This is a genomic window from Thiomicrospira microaerophila, from assembly GCF_023278225.1.
Lineage (GTDB): Bacteria > Pseudomonadota > Gammaproteobacteria > Thiomicrospirales > Thiomicrospiraceae > Thiomicrospira > Thiomicrospira microaerophila_A.
Genome location: NZ_CP070959.1, coordinates 1,136,728 through 1,156,913, shown reverse-complemented (window position 1 = coordinate 1,156,913; position 20,186 = coordinate 1,136,728). Strand labels below are relative to the sequence as shown.

Annotated in this window: 21 protein-coding genes and 4 tRNA genes; 10 read left to right on the top strand and 15 right to left on the bottom strand. The window is 44.4% G+C overall.

The window, feature by feature from the left end:
* Positions 1 to 7 precede the first annotated feature (7 nt).
* The 7 genes from JX580_RS05555 to pgl all read left to right on the top strand — a co-directional run bounded on the left by JX580_RS05555 (position 8) and on the right by pgl (position 4,194).
* Positions 8 to 83 (top strand) — tRNA-Ala (locus JX580_RS05555).
* Positions 84 to 110: 27 nt separating this feature from the next.
* Positions 111 to 186, top strand: a tRNA-Glu gene (locus tag JX580_RS05550).
* Between the two features lies 1 nt (position 187).
* Positions 188 to 263, top strand: a tRNA-Gly gene (locus JX580_RS05545).
* 52 nt (positions 264 to 315) lie between these two features.
* Positions 316 to 391, top strand: a tRNA-Glu gene (locus JX580_RS05540).
* A 164-nt stretch (positions 392 to 555) separates the two neighbouring features.
* Positions 556 to 2,004, top strand: coding sequence for a decarboxylating NADP(+)-dependent phosphogluconate dehydrogenase (gene gnd / locus JX580_RS05535; protein WP_248851800.1), 1,449 nt, complete (start codon positions 556 to 558; stop codon positions 2,002 to 2,004).
* Positions 2,005 to 2,006: 2 nt separating this feature from the next.
* The gene (gene zwf / locus JX580_RS05530) at positions 2,007 to 3,494 is read left to right on the top strand and encodes a glucose-6-phosphate dehydrogenase (RefSeq protein WP_248851799.1); all 1,488 of its coding nucleotides are present in this window, start codon (positions 2,007 to 2,009) and stop codon (positions 3,492 to 3,494) included.
* Positions 3,487 to 4,194, top strand: a complete 708-nt coding sequence (gene pgl, locus JX580_RS05525) for a 6-phosphogluconolactonase (RefSeq protein ID WP_248851798.1) — start codon at positions 3,487 to 3,489, stop codon at positions 4,192 to 4,194. Before zwf ends, pgl begins: the two co-directional genes overlap by 8 nt.
* A gap of 4 nt (positions 4,195 to 4,198) precedes the next feature.
* On the opposite strand, the gene JX580_RS05520 is transcribed toward pgl, so the two are convergent.
* The 12 genes from JX580_RS05520 to cynS form a co-directional block, all read right to left on the bottom strand.
* A complete protein-coding gene (locus JX580_RS05520; protein WP_248851797.1) occupies positions 4,199 to 4,459 on the bottom strand; it encodes a late competence development ComFB family protein in 261 nt (86 codons plus the stop codon).
* 89 nt (positions 4,460 to 4,548) lie between these two features.
* A complete protein-coding gene (gene purD, locus JX580_RS05515) occupies positions 4,549 to 5,835 on the bottom strand; it encodes a phosphoribosylamine--glycine ligase (RefSeq protein WP_248851796.1) in 1,287 nt (428 codons plus the stop codon).
* Between the two features lie 11 nt (positions 5,836 to 5,846).
* The gene (purH, locus tag JX580_RS05510) at positions 5,847 to 7,409 is read right to left on the bottom strand and encodes a bifunctional phosphoribosylaminoimidazolecarboxamide formyltransferase/IMP cyclohydrolase (RefSeq protein WP_248851795.1); all 1,563 of its coding nucleotides are present in this window, start codon (positions 7,407 to 7,409) and stop codon (positions 5,847 to 5,849) included.
* A gap of 57 nt (positions 7,410 to 7,466) precedes the next feature.
* Positions 7,467 to 7,724 carry a helix-turn-helix domain-containing protein gene (locus JX580_RS05505; protein ID WP_248851794.1) on the bottom strand — a complete coding sequence of 86 codons (258 nt, stop codon included), beginning with the start codon at positions 7,722 to 7,724 and terminating at the stop codon, positions 7,467 to 7,469.
* Positions 7,721 to 8,707 (bottom strand): tRNA dihydrouridine synthase DusB, encoded by a 987-nt coding sequence (gene dusB, locus JX580_RS05500; protein ID WP_248851793.1) that lies wholly within the window; start codon positions 8,705 to 8,707, stop codon positions 7,721 to 7,723. The genes JX580_RS05505 and dusB overlap by 4 nt, the downstream gene beginning before the upstream one ends.
* 11 nt (positions 8,708 to 8,718) lie before the next feature.
* A complete protein-coding gene (gene prmA / locus JX580_RS05495) occupies positions 8,719 to 9,594 on the bottom strand; it encodes a 50S ribosomal protein L11 methyltransferase (protein ID WP_248851792.1) in 876 nt (291 codons plus the stop codon).
* Positions 9,594 to 10,940 (bottom strand): acetyl-CoA carboxylase biotin carboxylase subunit, encoded by a 1,347-nt coding sequence (accC, locus tag JX580_RS05490; RefSeq protein ID WP_248851791.1) that lies wholly within the window; start codon positions 10,938 to 10,940, stop codon positions 9,594 to 9,596. The genes prmA and accC overlap by 1 nt, the downstream gene beginning before the upstream one ends.
* 15 nt (positions 10,941 to 10,955) lie before the next feature.
* Positions 10,956 to 11,420 carry an acetyl-CoA carboxylase biotin carboxyl carrier protein gene (gene accB / locus JX580_RS05485; protein WP_248851790.1) on the bottom strand — a complete coding sequence of 155 codons (465 nt, stop codon included), beginning with the start codon at positions 11,418 to 11,420 and terminating at the stop codon, positions 10,956 to 10,958.
* Between the two features lie 47 nt (positions 11,421 to 11,467).
* Entirely contained in the window at positions 11,468 to 11,905 is a 438-nt protein-coding gene (aroQ, locus tag JX580_RS05480; RefSeq protein ID WP_248851789.1) for a type II 3-dehydroquinate dehydratase, read from the bottom strand.
* 167 nt (positions 11,906 to 12,072) lie between these two features.
* Positions 12,073 to 13,860, bottom strand: coding sequence for a M61 family metallopeptidase (locus tag JX580_RS05475; RefSeq protein WP_248851788.1), 1,788 nt, complete (start codon positions 13,858 to 13,860; stop codon positions 12,073 to 12,075).
* 18 nt (positions 13,861 to 13,878) lie between these two features.
* Positions 13,879 to 14,838: an SLAC1 anion channel family protein gene (locus JX580_RS05470; RefSeq protein ID WP_248851787.1), complete on the bottom strand. Its 960-nt coding sequence runs from the start codon at positions 14,836 to 14,838 to the stop codon at positions 13,879 to 13,881.
* A gap of 184 nt (positions 14,839 to 15,022) precedes the next feature.
* Positions 15,023 to 15,466, bottom strand: coding sequence for a cyanase (gene cynS / locus JX580_RS05465; protein ID WP_248851786.1), 444 nt, complete (start codon positions 15,464 to 15,466; stop codon positions 15,023 to 15,025).
* 331 nt (positions 15,467 to 15,797) lie between these two features.
* Between cynS and JX580_RS05460 the strand changes: the two genes are divergently transcribed.
* The 3 genes from JX580_RS05460 to JX580_RS05445 are packed head-to-tail and all read left to right on the top strand — an operon-like array spanning position 15,798 to position 18,838.
* Positions 15,798 to 16,334 carry an OsmC family protein gene (locus JX580_RS05460; protein WP_248851785.1) on the top strand — a complete coding sequence of 179 codons (537 nt, stop codon included), beginning with the start codon at positions 15,798 to 15,800 and terminating at the stop codon, positions 16,332 to 16,334.
* Positions 16,335 to 16,382: 48 nt separating this feature from the next.
* Complete coding sequence (locus JX580_RS05455) at positions 16,383 to 17,459, top strand: acyl-CoA dehydrogenase family protein (protein WP_248851784.1); 1,077 nt, start codon at positions 16,383 to 16,385, stop codon at positions 17,457 to 17,459.
* An 8-nt stretch (positions 17,460 to 17,467) separates the two neighbouring features.
* Positions 17,468 to 18,838: an FAD-dependent oxidoreductase gene (locus tag JX580_RS05445; RefSeq protein WP_432758398.1), complete on the top strand. Its 1,371-nt coding sequence runs from the start codon at positions 17,468 to 17,470 to the stop codon at positions 18,836 to 18,838.
* Between the two features lie 24 nt (positions 18,839 to 18,862).
* On the opposite strand, the gene JX580_RS05440 is transcribed toward JX580_RS05445, so the two are convergent.
* The 3 genes from JX580_RS05440 to JX580_RS05430 all read right to left on the bottom strand — a co-directional run bounded on the left by JX580_RS05440 (position 18,863) and on the right by JX580_RS05430 (position 20,063).
* Positions 18,863 to 19,273 carry a type II toxin-antitoxin system HicB family antitoxin gene (locus JX580_RS05440; RefSeq protein WP_248851783.1) on the bottom strand — a complete coding sequence of 137 codons (411 nt, stop codon included), beginning with the start codon at positions 19,271 to 19,273 and terminating at the stop codon, positions 18,863 to 18,865.
* A 66-nt stretch (positions 19,274 to 19,339) separates the two neighbouring features.
* Complete coding sequence (locus JX580_RS05435) at positions 19,340 to 19,519, bottom strand: type II toxin-antitoxin system HicA family toxin (protein WP_248851782.1); 180 nt, start codon at positions 19,517 to 19,519, stop codon at positions 19,340 to 19,342.
* Between the two features lie 187 nt (positions 19,520 to 19,706).
* Positions 19,707 to 20,063: a hypothetical protein gene (locus JX580_RS05430; protein ID WP_248851781.1), complete on the bottom strand. Its 357-nt coding sequence runs from the start codon at positions 20,061 to 20,063 to the stop codon at positions 19,707 to 19,709.
* Positions 20,064 to 20,186: the final 123 nt, after the last annotated feature.

The following is a 20,186-nucleotide window of genomic DNA, read 5'->3' as shown; positions in this document are numbered from 1 at the left end:
AGCTTGAGGGGCTATAGCTCAGCTGGGAGAGCGCTACAATGGCATTGTAGAGGTCGGCGGTTCGATCCCGCCTAGCTCCACCAAAACCTCAAGTTGTGAAGTAGTATTACGTCCCGTTCGTCTAGAGGCCTAGGACACTGCCCTTTCACGGCGGCGACAGGGGTTCGACTCCCCTACGGGACGCCATGCGGGAATAGCTCAGTTGGTAGAGCACAACCTTGCCAAGGTTGGGGTCGCGAGTTCGAGTCTCGTTTCCCGCTCCAAATTCGTGATATTGAAGCCTAGGCCTAATGGCTTCGATAATGTAAAAAATTAGTCCCGTTCGTCTAGAGGCCTAGGACACTGCCCTTTCACGGCGGCGACAGGGGTTCGACTCCCCTACGGGACGCCATACAAATTAAGCCCCGGATTTATCATAAATCCGGGGCTTTTTTGTTTAAAGCGCGCCGTATCTGGTAAATCATCTTCCATATCCAAATTAGTTGTTTATTTTTTTCGTATGCTCGGTAGAATGTTGGTAAGTTAATATTTCCGCTTAAATTCAAGGAACTACTCATGTCACAAGCAGATATCGCATTAATTGGCCTCGCAGTTATGGGGCAAAACCTCGTTTTAAACATGGCCGACCACGGTTATAAGGTCAGTGTTTATAATCGTTCTCGTCAAAAAACCGATGACTTTCTAGCCAGTACTGCTCAAGGTAAGTCGATTCAGGCGACCTATAGTTTAGAGGAACTGGTAGGTTCATTGTCTTCGCCACGTAAAGTAATGCTCATGGTTAAAGCTGGGCAGGTGGTCGATGAGTTTATCGAGCAACTTGTACCTTTGCTTGATGCGGGGGATGTAATTATAGATGGTGGTAATTCGCTCTACACGGATTCGACTCGCAGAACGCAAGTCTTAGCTGAAAAGGGTATATATTTTATTGGTACCGGGGTTTCAGGTGGTGAGGAAGGTGCACGTTTTGGCCCGTCGATTATGCCAGGGGGTAAGCCAGAAGCTTGGCCGTTAGTGAAAGACATATTTCAAGCCATTGCTGCTAAAGCAGGAGACGAGGCTTGTTGTGATTGGGTCGGGCCTGAAGGTGCGGGACATTACGTAAAGATGGTTCATAATGGTATCGAATACGGTGATATGCAGTTAATTGCAGAAGCCTATCAGTTGATGCGCGAAGGCTTGGGCATGTCGGCAGATGAGTGCCACGAGGTCTTTAAGCAATGGAATCAAGGCGTATTGGATTCTTATTTAATTGAAATTACCGCTGATATTCTGCGTTTCAAGGATCAAGACGGCGAGCCGTTGGTGGATAAGATTTTAGATGCCGCAGGCCAAAAGGGAACTGGAAAGTGGACCGGGATCAGTTCTTTAGAAATGGGCGTGCCTTTAACCTTGATTACCGAATCTGTATATGCTCGTTGTATCTCGGCGTTAAAAACCCAGCGTCAGCAAGCCGCGAAAACCTATCCACGTGTTTTGCCGACGGTTGAGGTCGAGCGTGATGTTATGTTGCAGGCGATTCACGACGCCCTGTATGCCGCAAAGATTATTTCCTACACCCAGGGCTATATGCTAATGGCGCAGGCGGCAAAAGAATTCAACTGGCCACTTAATTATGGCGGCATTGCGTTAATGTGGCGCGGCGGTTGTATTATCCGCAGTCGTTTTTTAGCTGAAATTAAAGCCGCTTATGATGCAAAACCGGATTTAGACAATCTGCTACAAGCGCCATTTTTTGAAAAAGCGATTAAACAAACAGAAGCAAATTGGCGTCAAGCAGTGGTGTTTGCTGTCCATAATGCGATCCCGACGCCGGCATTAAGTTCAGCATTGGCATTTTTTGATGGTTATCGCAGTGAAACAGTGTCAGCAAATTTAATTCAAGCGCAGCGTGATTATTTTGGTGCCCATACCTATGAGCGCGTTGATCAACCACGCGGCCAATGGTTTCATACTGATTGGGTGGGTTCTGGCGGAAATATCAGCTCTACGACTTATGAGGTGTAATCATGGCTGATTCTTGCACTTATGTGATTTTCGGCGCGACAGGCAATTTATCCTTAACCAAGTTAATGCCGGCTTTCTATCACCTAGAAGAGGTAAACCGTCTAGCTGATTGCTTGCGTATTGTCGCCGTTGGCCGACGTGATTGGACCAAAGAGGATTGGATTGAGGTTGCGCGTGAATCGGTGGCACCCTTAGCGCGAGGCGGGATGAAAAACGAGGTGTTTGAGCGTTTTAGTCAGCGCATGGACTATGTTAAGGTGGATATTGATGATTGCGCCAGTTTTGAGGCGATGGCGAATTATTTCCAGCAACAGAATTTTTCGCAAAATATGGCTTTTTATCTGTCGATTAGTCCCAAAGACTTTAGTACCGTGGTTGAAAACCTAGCGGGTGTTAAATTACTCGATCAGCAAAAAGGCTGGAAGCGTGTGGTGTTGGAAAAACCTTTTGGTTACGATATTGAGAGTGCTAAAAGTTTGCAGATGCAACTAAATAAATTTTTGGACGAAAGCCAGATGTATAGGATAGACCATTACCTAGGTAAAGGGATGGTACAAAATTTGATGGTCTTCCGTTTTGCGAATTTGTTAATGGAGCCCTTGTGGAATCGTAACTATATTGATCATGTTCAGATTACCCATGCAGAGGCTAAACCGATTGGTACACGTGCTGGCTATTATGATACCAGTGGTGCTTTACGCGACATGATTCAAAGTCATTTATTGCAACTCTTAGCTTTGATTGCGATGGAGCCGCCTGCGTCGATGGATGCCGAGGCATTGCGTGATGAGAAGGTTAAGTTGCTTAAGTCTATTAGGCCGATCAATAAGAACGCAGTCAATGCCCAGGCTTATCGAGCGCAATATGCTGCAGGCACGGTTAACCACCAACCTGCAGTCGCCTATCTAGAGGAGCCGGGCGTGTCAAGTGATAGTGTTACTGAAACCTATGCAGCTTTAAAACTTTATATCGAAAATTGGCGTTGGGCAGGGGTTCCATTTTATGTTCAGACCGGCAAAAACATGCCAAAAAATCAGACCTTGATTTCTATTTGTTTTAAGCACCCACCCAAGCAGTTTTTCCGTGAATCGCAGGTGAAAAAAATGGAGCCTAATTGGTTGGTTTTTGGCATTCAACCTAATGAGGCGATTCGAATTGAAATGACCGCCAAGCAACCTGGACTGGAAATTAATACTCGGCAGATTAGCTTGGATGCTTCGATGCGCCAGAAAGGTGAATTAGCTAATGATGCCTATGAAGACCTGTTGTTGGATGTAATTCGTGGTGATCGCTCTTTGTTTTTACGTTATGACGAGGTGAAGGCTGCCTGGAAGGTGGTTGAACCGGTATTACAGGTTTGGTCAGCCGATCGCGGTTATATTGATACCTATCCTTCCGGAAGTTGGGGGCCAAAGGATTCGGTAAAACTATTTGATCAACCTGGCCAAAGTTGGCGTACGTCTTTGGAACCGGAGTGTGATAATGTCTAGTAAATTACCGCAAGGTTGGCAGGTATTTGATGATGCTGAAATCTTGGCACAACAAGCCGTAAGCTTGATTATTAAGCAGGCCAAGCAAGCGATTGAGCAGCGGGGCGAATTTCACTTGGTTACAGCCGGTGGAACCACGCCTAATCGTTGTTATGAAATTCTTGCTGAGCAATCAGATCAAGCTTGGCATCAATGGTTTATCTATATGGGCGATGAACGGGTTTTGCCTCTCAATGATCCAGAGCGTAATTCCACTTCACTGCAGCAGGCCTGGTTATCTAAGGTAAGCATTCCGCAAGATCAAATTTTTTTAATGCCCACGGAAATGGGATTGGAACAGTCACGGCTAGCTTATCAGCAAGTCGTTGACCAGGTTGAAAAGTTTGATTGTGTGCTTTTAGGCATGGGGGAGGATGGTCACACTGCAAGTCTATTCCCAGGGCACAATAATCAGGATGCGTCTGAGTCGGTTATTAGTGTAACCGATTCACCTAAACCGCCCGCAGAGCGAATAAGTTTGTCCTATAAAATCTTGAACAACACACGTAATTTACTAAAGTTGATTACCGGTGAAGGTAAATACTCAGCAATACAGGCTTGGTTATCTGGCAGCGCTTTGCCTATTAGCTTGCCCCAAGCTGAACAAGCCACAGATGTTTTTATTGATCAAGCGGCTTGGAAAGGTATTATTTCAAGATAGCGTATTAATGGTCAGATGCTTTAATTCGATTAAAGGCCTTTTTGACCGCTACCTTAACCCTCACTTCCATTTCTTCATGCTCAATCGGTGACATGTAAAAGCTCATGTCAATATCATGCCGAATATAGCGAGGTGGGATTTGGTTAAGTGCAATACAGGCCATATCCGCTAATTGTTCGTCATCCAAACCACAAGTTTTGTAGTTTTCGGTAATTTCATTGATCACGTGGCGCTCGTAAAAATTATGGACTGTATCGAAGTACATGCTGAAATCCTCTGAAGGTCTAGGAAAGAAACGGTTATAAGCATTCTAACCTAGACGGTTTAAGAAGGGTAGGTTCTAGTTACAAGTTTTTATTGTTCACGCGCAACGGCACGATAACCTATATCTGAACGAGAAAAACTCCCTTTGCATTTTATTTTTTCTAAAGCTTGATAGGCACGCTGTTGAGCCGCACTAACAGTCTCGCCCAAGGCCGTGATACACAAGACACGTCCGCCTGAGGTAACCACTTGGTTATTCTCGTTAAGCGCCGTTCCTGCATGAAAGACTTTAACATCGGCTGCGTTGGCCTGTTCAAGTCCTTCAATCACATCTCCCTTTGCATAGTCATCAGGGTAACCCCCTGCAGCGAGCACCACACCTAATGCAGCACGATTATCCCATTCTGCATGGATGCTATCCAATTTTTTATCTAATGCGGCTAGGCAAAGATCTGCAAGATCTGATTTTAAACGCATCATGATAGGTTGAGTTTCAGGATCACCAAAACGGCAATTAAACTCAAGCACTTTTGGCGTACCATCGGGAGCAATCATTACACCAGCGTATAAAAAACCGGTATAGGGTAAGCCGTCTTCTGCCATCCCTTTTATTGTTGGGTAAATGACTTCTTGCATAATACGATTATGAATGTCTTGAGTGACAACAGGCGCAGGGGTATAGGCACCCATGCCACCTGTGTTCGGGCCTTTGTCGCCATCATCACGTGCTTTATGGTCTTGTGAGGTTGCCATAGGTAATACGTGCTCACCATCAGCCATGACAATAAAACTGGCTTCTTCACCGTATAAAAACTCTTCGATAACCACTCTGGCACCGGCTTCACCGAATTTGTTGCCGGCTAACATATCTCGCACAGCCGCCTCGGCTTCAGCCGACGTTTGCGCAAGAATAACCCCTTTACCTGCAGCTAGACCGTCGGCCTTGATTACAATTGGCGTACCCTGTTGTTGGATATAATTTAACGCAGGATCAATTTCAGTGAAAACCTGGTAGGCGGCCGTTGGGATTTGATGCTTGGCGAGGAAGTCTTTGCTAAAGGCTTTAGAGCCTTCTAATTGAGCTGCGCCTTTGCTTGGACCAAAACACTTTAAGCCTGCTGCTTGAAATGCATCGACTACACCTAGAACTAGAGGAACTTCTGGCCCGACGATTGTAAGGCCAATTTGACTCTCTTTTGCAAACTTAACCAGGCCTGGTATATCAGTGACCTGAATATTAACGTTTGTTAGGTTTGGTTCAATCGCCGTGCCGGCATTGCCTGGCGCAACATAGACTTGAGTAACATTTGGAGATTGTGCGGTTTTCCAAGCGAGTGCATGCTCACGTCCACCACTACCAATAATTAATACTTTCATTGCTTGTCCTTTTAATGCTTAAAATGGCGCATGCCGGTGAATACCATTGCAATCCCATGCTCGTTGGCTGCAGCGATCACTTCCTCATCGCGCATGGAACCCCCCGGATGAATCACTGCCGTGATACCAGCCGCAGCGGCGGCATCGATGCCGTCTCGGAAAGGGAAGAACGCATCAGACGCCATAACTGAACCCGGAACTTCCAAACCTTCATCAGCCGCTTTAATGCCTGCAATTTTAGCACTATAAACACGGCTCATTTGCCCGGCACCCACACCAATCGTCATGCCGTCTTTTACATACACAATCGCGTTGGACTTGACATATTTTGCGACCTTCCAAGCAAATAATAAATCACGCATTTGTTCAGCACTAGGGGCACGCTCAGTAACGACTTTTAAATCGGCTTCCGTAATCATGCCAAGATCACGATCTTGAACGAGTAATCCACCTGTCACACGTTTATAGTCGTAAGCAGCCTGTTGCGCACTTAAATTTCCACAAGCCAATAAACGAACATTCTTTTTTGCTTCAACAATGGCTTGGGCTTCAGCGCTAACACTAGGGGCAATAATCACTTCAACAAACTGGCGATCAATAATCGCTTGTGCGGTGGTGGCATCCAATTCGCGGTTAAAGGCAATAATGCCACCAAAAGCAGAAGTAGGGTCTGTTTTGTAAGCGCGATCATAGGCTTCAAAAACATTTGAACCCAGTGCAACACCGCAAGGATTGGCATGTTTTACAATCACACAGGCGATATCTTCGAAGGTCTTAACCAGTTCTAACGCTGCATCAGTGTCTGCGATATTGTTAAAAGACAGTTCTTTACCTTGTAACTGTGTGGCAGTAGAAACCGAAGCTTCATTTGCATTGCGTTCAACATAAAAGGCTGCATTTTGATGCGGATTTTCGCCATAACGCATGGTCTGTTTTTTAACAAACTGGGTGTTGAATGTACGTGGAAAGGCATCGTTTTGGTCATCGCTGAAGAGAGTGCCGAAATAGTTGGCAATCGCGCCATCGTAACGAGCGGTTTGTTCAAAGGTTTTAATCGCTAAATCAAAACGCGTGGCATGAGATAGCTGCCCATTATGCGCTTGCATTTCCTCTAACACACGGGCATAGTCCTTTGGATCAGTTACTACGGCAACATCTTTATGGTTTTTAGCCGCAGAGCGCAACATGGTTGGTCCGCCAATATCAATGTTTTCAATCGCATCTTCTAACGAGCAGTCTGCCTTGGCTACTGTCGCTTCAAACGGATAAAGATTGACCACAACCATATCAATCGGTTGAATACCATGTTCGGCCATAACGGCGTCATCTTGTCCACGACGACCTAGCAAGCCGCCATGAACCTTGGGGTGTAAGGTTTTAACACGACCATCCATCATTTCAGGAAAACCGGTATAGTCCGACACTTCGGTTACTAGCAGGCCTGCTTGTTTTAGTGCTTGATAGGTGCCACCGGTGGATAGAATTTCAACATTCATTTTGCTTAAAGTTTGAGCAAATTCAATAATGCCGGTTTTATCGGACACGCTTATAAGGGCACGGCGGACGGGTTTCATAGAGGGGGTCTCCAAACGTAAGTTAACTAGTTTAAAAATGAATTAAATTAAAGGGGATCAATTCGTTTCGATAACAATATCGTACTGCAATATCTTTTTTCGCAGGGTGTTACGGTTAATCCCAAGCATATTCGCGGTTTTGGTTTGATTGCCATCAACCCGAGCGAGCACGTATTCGATTAAGGGTTTTTCAACCTGTTGAACGACCATTTCATGAAGATTACAGGCATCTTGCTCTTCGAGTGTTGTAAAGTAATGATCCAGTGTTTGAATCAAATGATCGCTTAATGAATGAGGTGAGGGTTTTGAAGTCATTTATCTAACTGAATTAAGGTTTCAAAAAATTGCTCTATAAGCGCTTGTTGGCTTGCAGAGGTATCAAGTTGATTAAATTCTTTGCGAAGTCGTTCGCCATTTTTTAAGTGTTGGCAATACCAACCCATGTGCTTGCGCGCAATGCGCACCCCTTGTAATTCACCATAAAGGCAGTATAAGCCTTCGAGATGCTCCACCAGATTGTTTTTTATTTCTGTATCAGTTGGAGATTCAATTTGTTGTTGTGTTTCAAGGTAATAAGCAATCTGTTTAAAAATCCACGGGTTACCTAAAGCGGCTCGACCAATCATAATGCCATCTGCTTGAGTGTATTTTAATACAAATTCAGCTTGCTGGGGGGTTGAAATGTCGCCATTAGCAATCACAGGAATCGAAACCGCCTGTTTTATTTGTTTAATCGTGTCATATTCAGCCAGGCCGTTAAATTTATCATCACGCGTACGGCCATGAATGCTGATGGCACTCAAGCCCGCTTGTTCGGCGAGCTTTGCAATCTCTAAAGCATTGCGATGGCTTGGGTTTAGCCCGGTACGAATCTTGACCGTAATCGGAACCTTAACGGCTGATCTGAGCGCATAAAAAATATCCTCAACCCGCTCAGGATAGGCCATCAGAGCCGAACCTGCGGCAATATTGCAAACCTTTTTCGCCGGACAGCCAAGGTTTAAATCAATAATTTGTGCGCCTTGGTTGACCTGTAATTCAGCGGCTTTAGCCAGTTGTTCCGGTTCAGTGCCTAATAATTGAATAGACCTGGGTTCCGGATCAGATTGATTGGCAAACCGAGTTTGGGATTTTTTCGAATCCCAAAGTTGGGTTTGCGCACTCAGCATTTCTCCAATCGTGTAGCTCGCGCCTTGAAGCCGACACAAGCGGCGAAACACTGAATCCGTAATTCCGGCCATTGGGGCAAGAATCAGGTTGTTATCAAATTCATACTGCCCAATTTTTAGTTTTGCCATACCAGGCCTGGTTAAGCTTTGTAACCGGATAAACAGGCCCAGTCTTCATGCGTATCCAGTTGATTTAAATTAAAACCATAGTGTTGATAATGCTTGATTAAATCTGGCGCTTGACTGGCCAAAAGGCCGGATAATACGAGTTGACCGCCAGGTTTAACTAAACGTTCAAATTCGCTCGCTAGTTCTTTTAGGGGGCCGGCCAAAATATTAGCTATCAATAGATCAGCGGCGGTTGCACTAAAATCCTTAACCAAGTTAAATTCAATAGCCACTCGATTGCGTTGCGCATTATCTTTACTTGCAGTAATCGCTTGGGGATCAATGTCGGTGCCTGAGACCTTATCAGCACCCAGCTTGGCCGCCGCAATCGCCAAAATACCGCTACCACACCCATAGTCAATCACGCTTTTATCTTTAGGAGGATGTTGATCCAACCATTTTAAACACATGGCAGTAGTAGGGTGGGTTCCGGTGCCAAAGGCTAAGCCTGGATCGAGCAACAGATTAATTCCGTTGGGATTAGGTGCTTCAAGCCAGCTAGGCACAATCCAAAGATTTTGACCAAACTGCATAGGTTTAAATTGATCCATCCATTCACGAATCCAATCCTTATCTTCAATCTGTTCGAATTGGTAAGCACTGGGCGGAATTTGAGGTATCCACTGAGTTAAGGCAAGCAAAATTTCAGCAGGATTAACTTCAGCATCGAATAAACCTAAAACACGTGTTTGGTCCCAAATCGGGGTGGTGCCAATTTCAGGTTCAAATATCTCTTGATCACCGGTTTCAGTAAAGGTTACTGAAACCGCGCCAATCTCGATAAGCGCATCGGACAGAGGTTCTGCCAAGGCTTCTTCAACAATGGTATTAAGTTGAATCCAAGCCATTAAATCAAGTGCTCTAGACGGTGTTCAAGGTAATGTATATTCTGTCCACCGGCACAAAAACCTTGATCACACATAATTTCGATATTGAGGTCGATATTGGTATCAATGCCACGAATTGCAAACTCTTGCAGCGCAATATGCATTCTGGAAATAGCAATATCACGATCAGTACCATAACAAATCAGTTTACCGATCATCGAATCATAATGTGGGGGTACGGTATATTCGGTGTAAATATGAGTATCTAAGCGCACGCCTGGTCCACCTGGGAAATGTAAACGTGTAATTTTTCCTGGTGAGGGCATGAAGTTCTTTGATGGGTTTTCAGCATTAATGCGACATTCGATGGCATGGCCGCTGATTCTCACGTCTTCTTGTTTAATTGAAAGCGGCATGCCCATTGCAATTTCGATTTGCGCTTTTACGAGGTCGATGCCTGTAACCTGTTCAGTCACCGTGTGCTCAACCTGTAAGCGAGTATTCATTTCTATGAAATAAAACTCGCCGTTTTCATACAGGAATTCGAAGGTACCGGCACCGCGATAATTAATATCAATACAAGCTTTAGCGCAAATGCCACCAATATAATCACGTTGCTCTTGAGTAATACCAGGGGCTGGCGCTTCCTCTACAACCTTTTGATGACGTCGTTGCATCGAACAGTCACGTTCACCTAGGTGAATGGCGTTACCTTGACCGTCAGCCAGAACCTGAACTTCGATATGACGTGGGTTCTCAAGGAACTTTTCCATATAGACTTCAGGATTGTTAAATGCTGCACCGGCCTCTTGCTTGGTCAGTTGGATTGATTTAAGCAGGCTGCCTTCGGTATGAACGACGCGCATGCCCCGACCGCCACCGCCACCGGAGGCTTTGATAATGACCGGATAACCTATCTCACGCGCGACTTTTAGGTTAGCTTCAGCATCATCACCGAGTGGGCCGCCCGAACCCGGAACAGTCGGTACGCCGGCGGCTTTCATCGCACGAATAGCAGAAACCTTATCGCCCATCATGCGGATCGTATCACCTTTGGGGCCGATAAAAATAAAACCGCTTTCTTCAACGCGATCGGCAAAATCCGCGTTTTCTGAAAGAAAACCATAGCCAGGGTGAATCGCTTCGGCATCCGTCAGTTCGGCGGCTGAAATAATCGCTGGAATATTTAAATAACTCTGGTTTGAAGGGGCAGGGCCAATACAGACGGTTTCATCAGCCATTAGTACGTGTTTTAAGTTCGCATCGGCAGTTGAATGGACTGCAACGGTTTTTATACCTAAGGCTTTGCAGGCTCTTAGAATACGCAACCCGATTTCACCACGATTGGCAATCAATAGTTTTTCCATAAAAATTCCTGTTGATTATTCGATGATAAATAGGGTTTGGCCATATTCGACCGGATCGGCATTTGATACCAGGATTTGCTTGATTGTGCCAGAAACTTCGGCTTCAATTGGATTCATTATTTTCATGGCTTCAATAATACAAAGCGTATCGCCAACATTAATTTTTTGGCCTACCTGTGCAAAAGGCGGTGCATCGGGTGAAGGCGCAGCATAAAAGGTTCCAACCATAGGCGAAGTGATCGCTTCACCACTAATAACAGGGGCTGCAGGAGCGGAAGGTTCTGGTGTAGAGGTTGGGGTGGGCGCGGAAGGTTGTTGTGGTTGGACTTGATAACTATGTTGCATTGCAGGCGCTTGCATGACAATCGGTTCTTTATTGCGAGTAATTCTGACGGTATGTTCACCTTCTTTGATTTCGATTTCAGCAATATTTGACTCTTCTACAATTTCAATCAATTTACGAATTGAGCGAATATCCATGGTTAAATCCTTTATTATTGTGTGGGTCTGCAAATTCTAGCAGATAATTATTCAAGGTGTTTTATTGCAGCTTCCAAAGCAAAACGATAGCCATCTGATCCTAATCCGGTGATAACGCCAACGGCTAAATCTGAAAAATAGGAGTGATGACGAAAGGCTTCACGTTTATGCACATTGGACAGGTGAACTTCGATAAAAGGGATATTAACTGCAGCTAGAGCATCACGAATAGCGACACTGGTGTGAGTAAAGGCTGCAGGGTTGATGATAATAAATTCGGTACCGTCATCCATCGCTTGATGTATACGTTTAATGATTTCGTGTTCGGCGTTGCTTTGAAAGTGCCACAAACGGACTGCAAAATCATCGGCAATGGTTTCAAGTTCGTCAACGATATCTGCCAGCGTTTGGCGACCATAGATTAAGGGTTCGCGCCGCCCGAGCATATTCAAGTTAGGTCCATTTAAAACCAAAATACTTGCCATAAAAGCCATCCAAAAAAATGATTATAGAATTATACTTTAAAACCCAGTTTAAAACTATCTTGTGCAAAAATAATGCAGACAAATAGTGGTTTAAATGTTCTGAAAACCCGTTAATTGTTGAGAACTAACAGGCTTGATAGGTTTAATCTTATTAAGTTAAGTAGGCTTTATTTATTAGGCCACTGAGCGTCCTGTGTTAGTTCAAGCTGAATACGATCGAGCGGTGGCTCATCTATAACAAGATTAAATTCTATCAGTTCATCCCTTCTAAAGGCGTGACATAGCCATTGATCCCCCACTTGAGCTCGCTCTAGCAGCTTGTCGAGGGCGTTGATACTGGGGATTTTAAGCCCATTGATGGCAATGATTTCGTCGTTTGCACTCAATCCAGCGTGGTAAGCAGGACGTTGATGCCAAACATGCGTCAGTTTGACGCTTTGATGTTCGGTTGGAATTAGGTTTGCGCCGAGGCTTAAAAAGGCACGGTTTTGAGTGGTTACTCCCCCCGTGTCATTAGTCGATATGGCTGCACGCTGAGTGAACTGAATTCCCCATTCTGAAAACCACTCCTCAAAGGGTAAGTCATCAGTGCCGCGTAAATAACGCTCAAAAAATGGAGTCAAATCTGTGTCGGCGATGCGCGATGCGCGGGCTTCTATTTCGCCTTCACTCAAACCTAGCATAGGTAAACCATTCTGCTGCCAAAGGTCTATCAATAGATCATCCAAACATCGCGCATTTTTGCTGGCGCGACGTATCTCAAAATCGAGCCCAAGCGCAATTAAAGCCCCTTTGGTGTAGTAGCTTATAATTGCATTCGGCGCATTTTCGTCTTGTTGATAAAATTTTGTCCAACTATGAAAGCTGGATTCGCTGACGCTTTGTTTAAAACGACCGGGCATTCGATAGACGCGGGTCATTTGCTGGGCGAGGGTGTTGAGGTATTTTTTATGATCGATAATGCCGGCGCGTAGTAAAAACTGCAGGTCATACACCGACGTTGCGCCCTCAAACCACCAAAGTTGTTCGGTATAGGCCGGTTGGCTTAAGTCTGGGGTTTGAAATTGCGCTGGCATGATGCGCTTGACATTCCACGAATGAAAATACTCGTGCGAACAGAGCTCTAAAAAATCTAGGTAGCTGTCATTTGCTTTTTCCATGCCGGGGTAGGGTAGTACATCTCGTGAGCAGACCAGTGCGGTGGAGGCGCGATGCTCAAGTCCACCATAACCTTCGCCGACCACCATCACCATAAACAAGTAGGCATCAAACGGCGTGGGTTGGCCAAAGAATTCAAGTTGACTGGTGCAGATTTTGGTGAGGTCAGCACACAAGCGGTCTAGGTCACAGTTATGTTTTCCCGTTAGCACAACGCGATGTTTGATACCGGATGCTTGGAATTCAGCCTGAGTAAAAGGGCCCATTTCAACCGGATGGTCAATCAGTTCATCATAGTCTTGGGCTTGATATAAACCAAAACCACTTGAGTCTATATTCAGGGGTTTTAGGCTTGTTGCTAACAACCAGGCCTGGTTACGTGTGAAATCGGTTGATTGGATCTCTAGAGAAACCGCTTGATCTCGCTGTCCTTCAACCATTACAAAACAACTGGTACCATTAAAAAAGCCGTGGGTTTGATCAAAATGTGCGCCGCGAACTGATAAATCCCACGCATAGACTTGATAGCGCAGTTGAATCGGTTGGTTGGTCGGGGCAACTTGCCATTGTGATTTGTTGAGTGATTGAATCGCGAGTTTATCGCCGTCAGCGGTTTGTGCGTGTAGGCCTATAAGATGCTTAGAAAAATCACGAATCATATAGCTACCCGGAATCCAGTTAGGTAGGCTTATAATTTGTCCTTCTGGATTCGGTTGTTGAATCTCAACACAAACATCATAAAGGTGTCCATAGGGATCAGCAGGAATTAGGCAGTAATGAATTGTGTGTTTTTGCATGGTTCTCTCTTGGTTCGGTTAGTGTTTTGGCGGAACGCAAATTTCTTTGTTGAAGACAGCAATCAGTGTGCGTAGGGTTAAATGCACCATTAACGCGGTCAGCAAAGCAATAAAAAAAGAGGCAATATAGCCAAAAGATTTATTCGCGGTGAGTTCATACATCATAAAACTGGCATTGGTTATCGCGGCAATCGGGAAGGTGTAGGCCCACCAAGAAATAGCAAAAGGGATATTAATAAAGCGCTTGCCTTGAACAAATAACATGAGCGTAATAAATAGCCCAGCGTAGTAAAGAATATGGGCGAAATTATCAATCTGATAATTGTTAAGTGCAACATAAGCTAAAAAACCCATGGCCGGAGGTGCGATTAAAATAAATAAGGTTGGAATCAACATCGGTTGTAAAAATGGGTGGAAAATCAAGCGGTACATTACGATCGCTTTAAGAATTAACCAAAAAGTAATGCCAATGCTAAAGAAAAACCATCCTAATTCGTTATAGCCATAGGCAACAGCGCCCAATGGAACCACGATATTACCCACCACTGGAATAAACCAAGCCGGGGTGGCATGCACGATTTCCCAGGTATCATGATGAATCCAGCGATTGATAATCACCAGCGTAAAGATAAGTTGCATAATGGCGCCGATAAACCATAAAACTTCGCCCAAAACAGGGTGGCTTTCGCTGAGAAGCAGTCCGATCAGCAAAAAACTAATGCTAATGGTTGGAAAGAAATTTAAGCTAATAGGGTGATTAAATTCATGCTTTACGGCATTGAATTCTTTGAATATTTTAATTGTGTAGGTCGTTAAAAGCAGCATGAAAAGTAGGGCAGTGATCCCTAGCATAATCTGTGCAACCAAAACGGGAAGCATCATCAGTTCATAGGCAGCATAATAGGATAAGGCAACACCGGCCCAGCCCATGACTGCACCAAATAAACCTATTGGAAAATATTGAAGTCGAGATAGCATTGAAACACCCAAGCGTTTAATTAAACCGAGGATTATACCAATGTTTAGCGAATAAAATGCGCTGTGATTTTAACCCAACTTCTCAATGTGCTGAGGTTGAATCCGCGCATGACGGAGCCATCACGCGCGCCTAAATTTAACCCTAACATTTCAACTAAGGGTAAAAGATTCGAGGTAGGGTAATCTACCAGGACTTATAAGGTAGGAATTTACCATTCATTTTGATGACAACGCGATCACCAAGTGGATTTTCTTCTTTGTCTATGTGCATGCTAAAGTCAATGGCACTCATGATGCCATCACCAAATTTCTCGTGAATTAAAGCCTTCATCGTCGGGCCATATACGCCAACAATTTCATAAAGTCTATAAATCAAAGGGTCAGTGGGTACAGCCTTATCCCAAGATTTATGAGGACAGGCTTGCAGCGTACTCGACACGCTCGGAGATAAGGCTAAGAAAGCGCAAAGTTTATCGGCATTTTCAGCCTTCATGCTGTTCATCCCTAAACAAGCTGAAGTTGTAAATACCTCACTTAATTCAGCAGCAGCGGCAATTTGCTGCCAAGTTTTTCCAAGCGTTGCCTTAGCGAGCATAATCGCTTCAGTCATTTCTAGTTTTGTCATCATCAATTCCTTCTTTTATAAAAACGGTAGCAAGTGATTGCATTTGTAATAGAGCAAATGCAATACCAGTTGCTTTATTCAAGTTTAAGTTATTGTTAACAAAGTAGTTATTGCTCTATCTATTAAGGATAGATAAGGCATTTTTTAACAAAATATTACAAAGATGATGATTTGTAATATTTTGTTATTTTTTGTTGCGTTTTTTTAAAGAAATTGGATAAAAAATAAAGCTAAGCTATTAAAAGTTAACAACTAATTTCTAACATGGCACAAAGTTGGTTAAAAGCACCTTGAGTTTAGTTAATTTTTTACATTTCCAATCAGGAGAACTTTTATGACCGAGGTATATATTCCATCTTGCTTAAGACCGATTGACAGCACGGGTTTAAAAAACCTGTCTGAACAAGGTAAGGCAAATCCAGAAACGATCAAAACCTTAAAGTCTAAGACCGTGTTAGAGGGTCAGTTTAAAAATTTAAATTATATTCGTGGTTTAGATCCGATAATCGTTGATGAACCACCAGGCCTGCTAGGTGAAGATACCGCACCCAATCCATCTGAAATGGCTTTGCTCTCTTTAGGCTCTTGTTTATCCGTCGGTATTCAAGCCAATGCAACAGCCAGAGGCATACCGCTGCATAAGTTAGAAATCGAACTTGAAGGGGATATCAACATTACCGCTGTATGGGGTACAGGCGATATTGATCCCAACAAACTACTGGGTGTACGTGAAGTAAGAGCCTTTTTTACGATCGAAGCGGATTGCTCGAAAGAAGAATTGGAAGATTTAGTTCAACATGCTACCAAGTGGTCGCCAGTGGCTAATACTTACATTAACAAGGTTCCGGTTAAGCCGCATCTGGTCAGTTAAACATAGCGTTAACAGCCGCATAAATGCGGCTAAAAAAAGGATTACGTCATGATTCAGCAAATAGTAAAACAAGAGTTAAAACCAAGGGTGATTGATATTGACCACGGTCTTTATACCACCGAGGTATTGGAGAAGTTGGGTAAAGCGGGAGCCTTCCGCCATCATATTGCCTCACAAAACAATGGCACCACAGACGTGTTTGGTGCGATTCAAGATATGGCAACCGTGTCGCGTGAATGTATGACCACCGGCTTTATGATGTGGGCACAGGATGTTTGCGCTTGGTATATCGAAAACTCCGACAATGCTTGGTTAAAGCAAGAAATCTTACCTAAGATGGTCGATGGTGAAGTTTTTGGTGCTACCGCCTTATCCAATCCTATGAAATATTTTGCCGGCATTGAAGATTTAAAACTCTCCGCAGAAGAGACCGAAAACGGCTACATTATTAATGGCACTTTGCCTTGGGTGTCTAATCTGGCGGAAAAAAGTGACAAACATTTTTTCGGTTCAATTTTTACTGTGCATGATGGTGAAGCGAAAAAAGACGTGATGGCACTGATCCCATGTGATTTAGACGGCCTGACCATGAAACAAATGGTGTCGTTTGAAGGTATGGAAGGCTCGGGAACCTATTCATTGTTGTTTGATAATGCCTTTTTGCCAAAAAAGTACCTGCTAGCTGACCCGATAGCCCCTTATTTATCAAAGATTAAAGCAGGATTTATTTTGTTGCAAACCGGTATGGCGGTTGGCGTGATTCAAGGCTCGATTGATGAAATGCGCAAAGCCGATTTGACCCTGGCAGAAATCAATGCTTATTTGGATGATCGTCCGGATGAATTGGAGGATGAACTCAATGACGCCATTGAATTTATTAAATCTCTAGCTGAAAACCCATTTGAAAAAGGCACGGACTATATCAAGCAAGTGTTGGAAGCGCGCTTATTGGGTGCTGAATTCTGCAAACGCAGTGCCGATGCGGTGATGCAACATTGCGGTGCGAAAGGCTATATTTTGGACGCCCCCGCGCAACGCAAACAACGCGAAGCCTATTTTGTGATTATCGTCACGCCGTCAATTAAGCACCTTCGCAAAGAAATTGCGCGACTCGAAGCGGCTTAGGAGGTCGTATGTCACAGCCCTACAGAAAGTATATTTGCAAAACCTGCGGTTTGATCTACGACGAAGCCGACGGCGACCCGGATAGCGGACTCGCCCCCGGCACGCGTTTCGAAGACATTCCCGACGATTGGTATTGTCCTTTGTGTTTGGTATCCAAAGCCGACTTTGTGCTGATTGAAGACAAGCCCAAAGTCGCCGCCGATGTCACGCCGCTTAAATCTAAAGTCGGCGGAAAAGACACTATCGTGATTGTCGGCGCAGGGTATGCGGGCTGGACAGTGGCAGAAAAAATCCGCCAACAAAACCCGCAAGCCAAAATCAGCCTGATTACCGCTTGCGATGGCTCGGTTTACCCCAAACCCGCCTTGTCGATGGCCTTGTCACAAGGGCGTTCGGCGGACGATTTAATTGAATACAGCGCACCGCAAAAAGCCAAGGAATTAGACATTGGCGTGAAAATCCGCACCAAAGTCATGAGCATCACCCCGGCGCGTAAACGTCTGATGACCACCACCGGCACGATTGAATACGACAAATTGATTTTAGCGATGGGCGCGAGTCCGATTAAACCGCATATCGACGGTTCGGCGGCCAGTGAAGTGATGACGATTAATGACTTAGCGGCCTATAAAAAGTTTCGCGGATCGCTGGAAGGCAAACGCCATATCACCTTAATCGGCGGCGGTTTGATTGCGGTCGAATTAGCGGAAGACCTCGCCAGCCAAAATTTTGAAGTGACCTTACTGGTACGTGGCGGTCATTTAATGCGCAATATCCTACCAGGCCTGGTGGCGGATAGACTCAGCAACTTATTAGCGAAAAACAAAATAAAAATTCAGTACGAAGTCGAAGTAGAGCAGGTGAATCATGCTGATCAAGGTTATCAACTGGTATTCGATGATGGCACAACCTTACAAACCGATTTAGTGGTCGCGGCGATTGGATTAAAACCGAGTATTGATTTAGCCAAAAAAGCAGGCCTGGTGGTGAAACAGGGCATCGTGGTCAATCAAATCCTGCAAACCTCCGATGCGGATATTTTCGCGCTGGGTGATTGTGTTGAGTTTGAAGACGAAGTGCAGGCGTATTTAGAACCGATTCGCCGCCAAGCCGGTGTGATCGCCGAACATTTAACCGGCAAAGACGCGCGTTTCGAACTCAAACCCGCGCTGATTAAAACCAAAACCCCGTCGCTGGCGATTATTACCTGTCCACCGCTAAAAAAATATGCCCAGCAGGGCGGCTGGACACAACTTCAAGTCCATCAAGGTCAAGGACTGGAAGTGAGTTATTTGGTAAACAACGAACTCAAAGGTTTTGTATTATCCGGCGAACTCGTCACCCAAGCCGCACATAAATATCAAGGCTTGGCGGGGTAGGAAAGGGAAATGCTGTCTAATGTATTAAGCTACTTGTAGTTCAAAGTGTTTGCCCAAAGCATGCAAGGCGGCTTCAATGGCTTCGATTTTTGAGCGATATTTGAAATCAAATAATCGGTTCAAGTTAGACGGCGCAACGCCTACCTTGGTCGCTAATTCGGTTTTAGATTGGCCGGATGCCAACCACGCATTGTAGAGGTGAATTTTGGCCGCTAAAGCGGTTGGAATCAGCAAGCCATTGGCGGCGTTAGTTTTTGAGGGTAGTGGAATCGGGCGTTTGGTTTCGGGATAAAAATCCAATGCAGATTCAAGCGCATCTAATGCCATCGCCTGCAAATCAGCGCCTTTATGTACCTCGGTTAATGCTTCCGGTATATCGGGAAAGGTGACGATTAAAATATCGCCTTCTTTTTCAAGGTTCATTGCATATTGCATTTTCCGATCTCCATTTTTGCCATTTTGTTGGATAGTTAACACCCATGTGATTCAGTGCAGAGGTGTTTATTTCAGTCCTAGATCTTTTAAAATCTTATTTACCGTTCCGGTCGCCATTTCTTTTGCGCCATGGAAGGGGAAAATCGTCATTTTGTCACCTAGGTAAACTTTGAAGTGGGAGCCTTTTGCCTTTTCAAACCGAGCGCCTTGCTCGATTAACCACTTCCTGAGTTCACTGCTTTTCAACGTATACCCCTTGCATGAATGGATTGTTATTTTATCAAAAATGATAATTCTGTGTGACGTTAAATTATCAAAAAAGATAATTTTTCTGCCGTGCATGGCGTTTAGGCATAAATCCATGCTGCCAAGGTTAAGGTTTAAATAGTGGGTTTTGCAGCTGCCTATTAGTGTAATCGGTCTGAGTACTTTGTTATGTAAGCCCCAAATCTTTTCGCATTTCTTTAAGCAATGATTTTTGTGCCAAATCTCTTTGACTTGTTGAGGGAGGGCTACTCTTCATTTCTTCCAACTTGGATAGAACGACATCTGAAGCATAAAGTTGGAGTTTCAATTCCCAATAGGCGTATTTATTAAGTGCTTCGGTTGAGTTAGTGAGTGCAACTTCACGGTAAGCATCAAGTAACCCATCACATGCTGCTTTATAATCTAAAAGCCAGATTTCTTTTAATTTAGATTTTTGTTCCAAAAAATGTTTAATAAGAAAGACTAAGACGCCGCCAAAACCTATTCCCGACAGGAAAGTAGTTAATACTCCAAACTCATGCATCGTTCAATAATCCTTATTTGTTGCGACAATATCTTGTTGATTGAAAATTTGCGGTTTTGACTGGCTTGTCGATATGGCCTTGGTTTAGCGGCCTATTTCGAAAAACACGTTGAGGAATAGTAC

Excerpts from the sequence above, each read along its gene's own strand:
- JX580_RS05520 (WP_248851797.1), bottom strand. The coding sequence starts at position 4,459 with ATGTACTTCGATACAGTCCATAATTTTTACGAGCGCCACGTGATCAAT.
- JX580_RS05460 (WP_248851785.1), top strand. The coding sequence starts at position 15,798 with ATGACCGAGGTATATATTCCATCTTGCTTAAGACCGATTGACAGCACG.
- pgl (WP_248851798.1), top strand. The coding sequence starts at position 3,487 with ATGTCTAGTAAATTACCGCAAGGTTGGCAGGTATTTGATGATGCTGAA.
- JX580_RS05430 (WP_248851781.1), bottom strand. The coding sequence starts at position 20,063 with ATGCATGAGTTTGGAGTATTAACTACTTTCCTGTCGGGAATAGGTTTT.
- dusB (WP_248851793.1), bottom strand. The coding sequence starts at position 8,707 with ATGGCAAAACTAAAAATTGGGCAGTATGAATTTGATAACAACCTGATT.
- accC (WP_248851791.1), bottom strand. The coding sequence starts at position 10,940 with ATGGAAAAACTATTGATTGCCAATCGTGGTGAAATCGGGTTGCGTATT.
- aroQ (WP_248851789.1), bottom strand. The coding sequence starts at position 11,905 with ATGGCAAGTATTTTGGTTTTAAATGGACCTAACTTGAATATGCTCGGG.
- purD (WP_248851796.1), bottom strand. The coding sequence starts at position 5,835 with ATGAAAGTATTAATTATTGGTAGTGGTGGACGTGAGCATGCACTCGCT.
- JX580_RS05475 (WP_248851788.1), bottom strand. The coding sequence starts at position 13,860 with ATGCAAAAACACACAATTCATTACTGCCTAATTCCTGCTGATCCCTAT.
- purH (WP_248851795.1), bottom strand. The coding sequence starts at position 7,409 with ATGAAACCCGTCCGCCGTGCCCTTATAAGCGTGTCCGATAAAACCGGC.
- gnd (WP_248851800.1), top strand. The coding sequence starts at position 556 with ATGTCACAAGCAGATATCGCATTAATTGGCCTCGCAGTTATGGGGCAA.
- JX580_RS05470 (WP_248851787.1), bottom strand. The coding sequence starts at position 14,838 with ATGCTATCTCGACTTCAATATTTTCCAATAGGTTTATTTGGTGCAGTC.
- JX580_RS05445 (WP_432758398.1), top strand. The coding sequence starts at position 17,468 with ATGTCACAGCCCTACAGAAAGTATATTTGCAAAACCTGCGGTTTGATC.
- cynS (WP_248851786.1), bottom strand. The coding sequence starts at position 15,466 with ATGATGACAAAACTAGAAATGACTGAAGCGATTATGCTCGCTAAGGCA.
- JX580_RS05455 (WP_248851784.1), top strand. The coding sequence starts at position 16,383 with ATGATTCAGCAAATAGTAAAACAAGAGTTAAAACCAAGGGTGATTGAT.
- accB (WP_248851790.1), bottom strand. The coding sequence starts at position 11,420 with ATGGATATTCGCTCAATTCGTAAATTGATTGAAATTGTAGAAGAGTCA.
- JX580_RS05440 (WP_248851783.1), bottom strand. The coding sequence starts at position 19,273 with ATGCAATATGCAATGAACCTTGAAAAAGAAGGCGATATTTTAATCGTC.
- JX580_RS05505 (WP_248851794.1), bottom strand. The coding sequence starts at position 7,724 with ATGACTTCAAAACCCTCACCTCATTCATTAAGCGATCATTTGATTCAA.
- prmA (WP_248851792.1), bottom strand. The coding sequence starts at position 9,594 with ATGGCTTGGATTCAACTTAATACCATTGTTGAAGAAGCCTTGGCAGAA.
- zwf (WP_248851799.1), top strand. The coding sequence starts at position 2,007 with ATGGCTGATTCTTGCACTTATGTGATTTTCGGCGCGACAGGCAATTTA.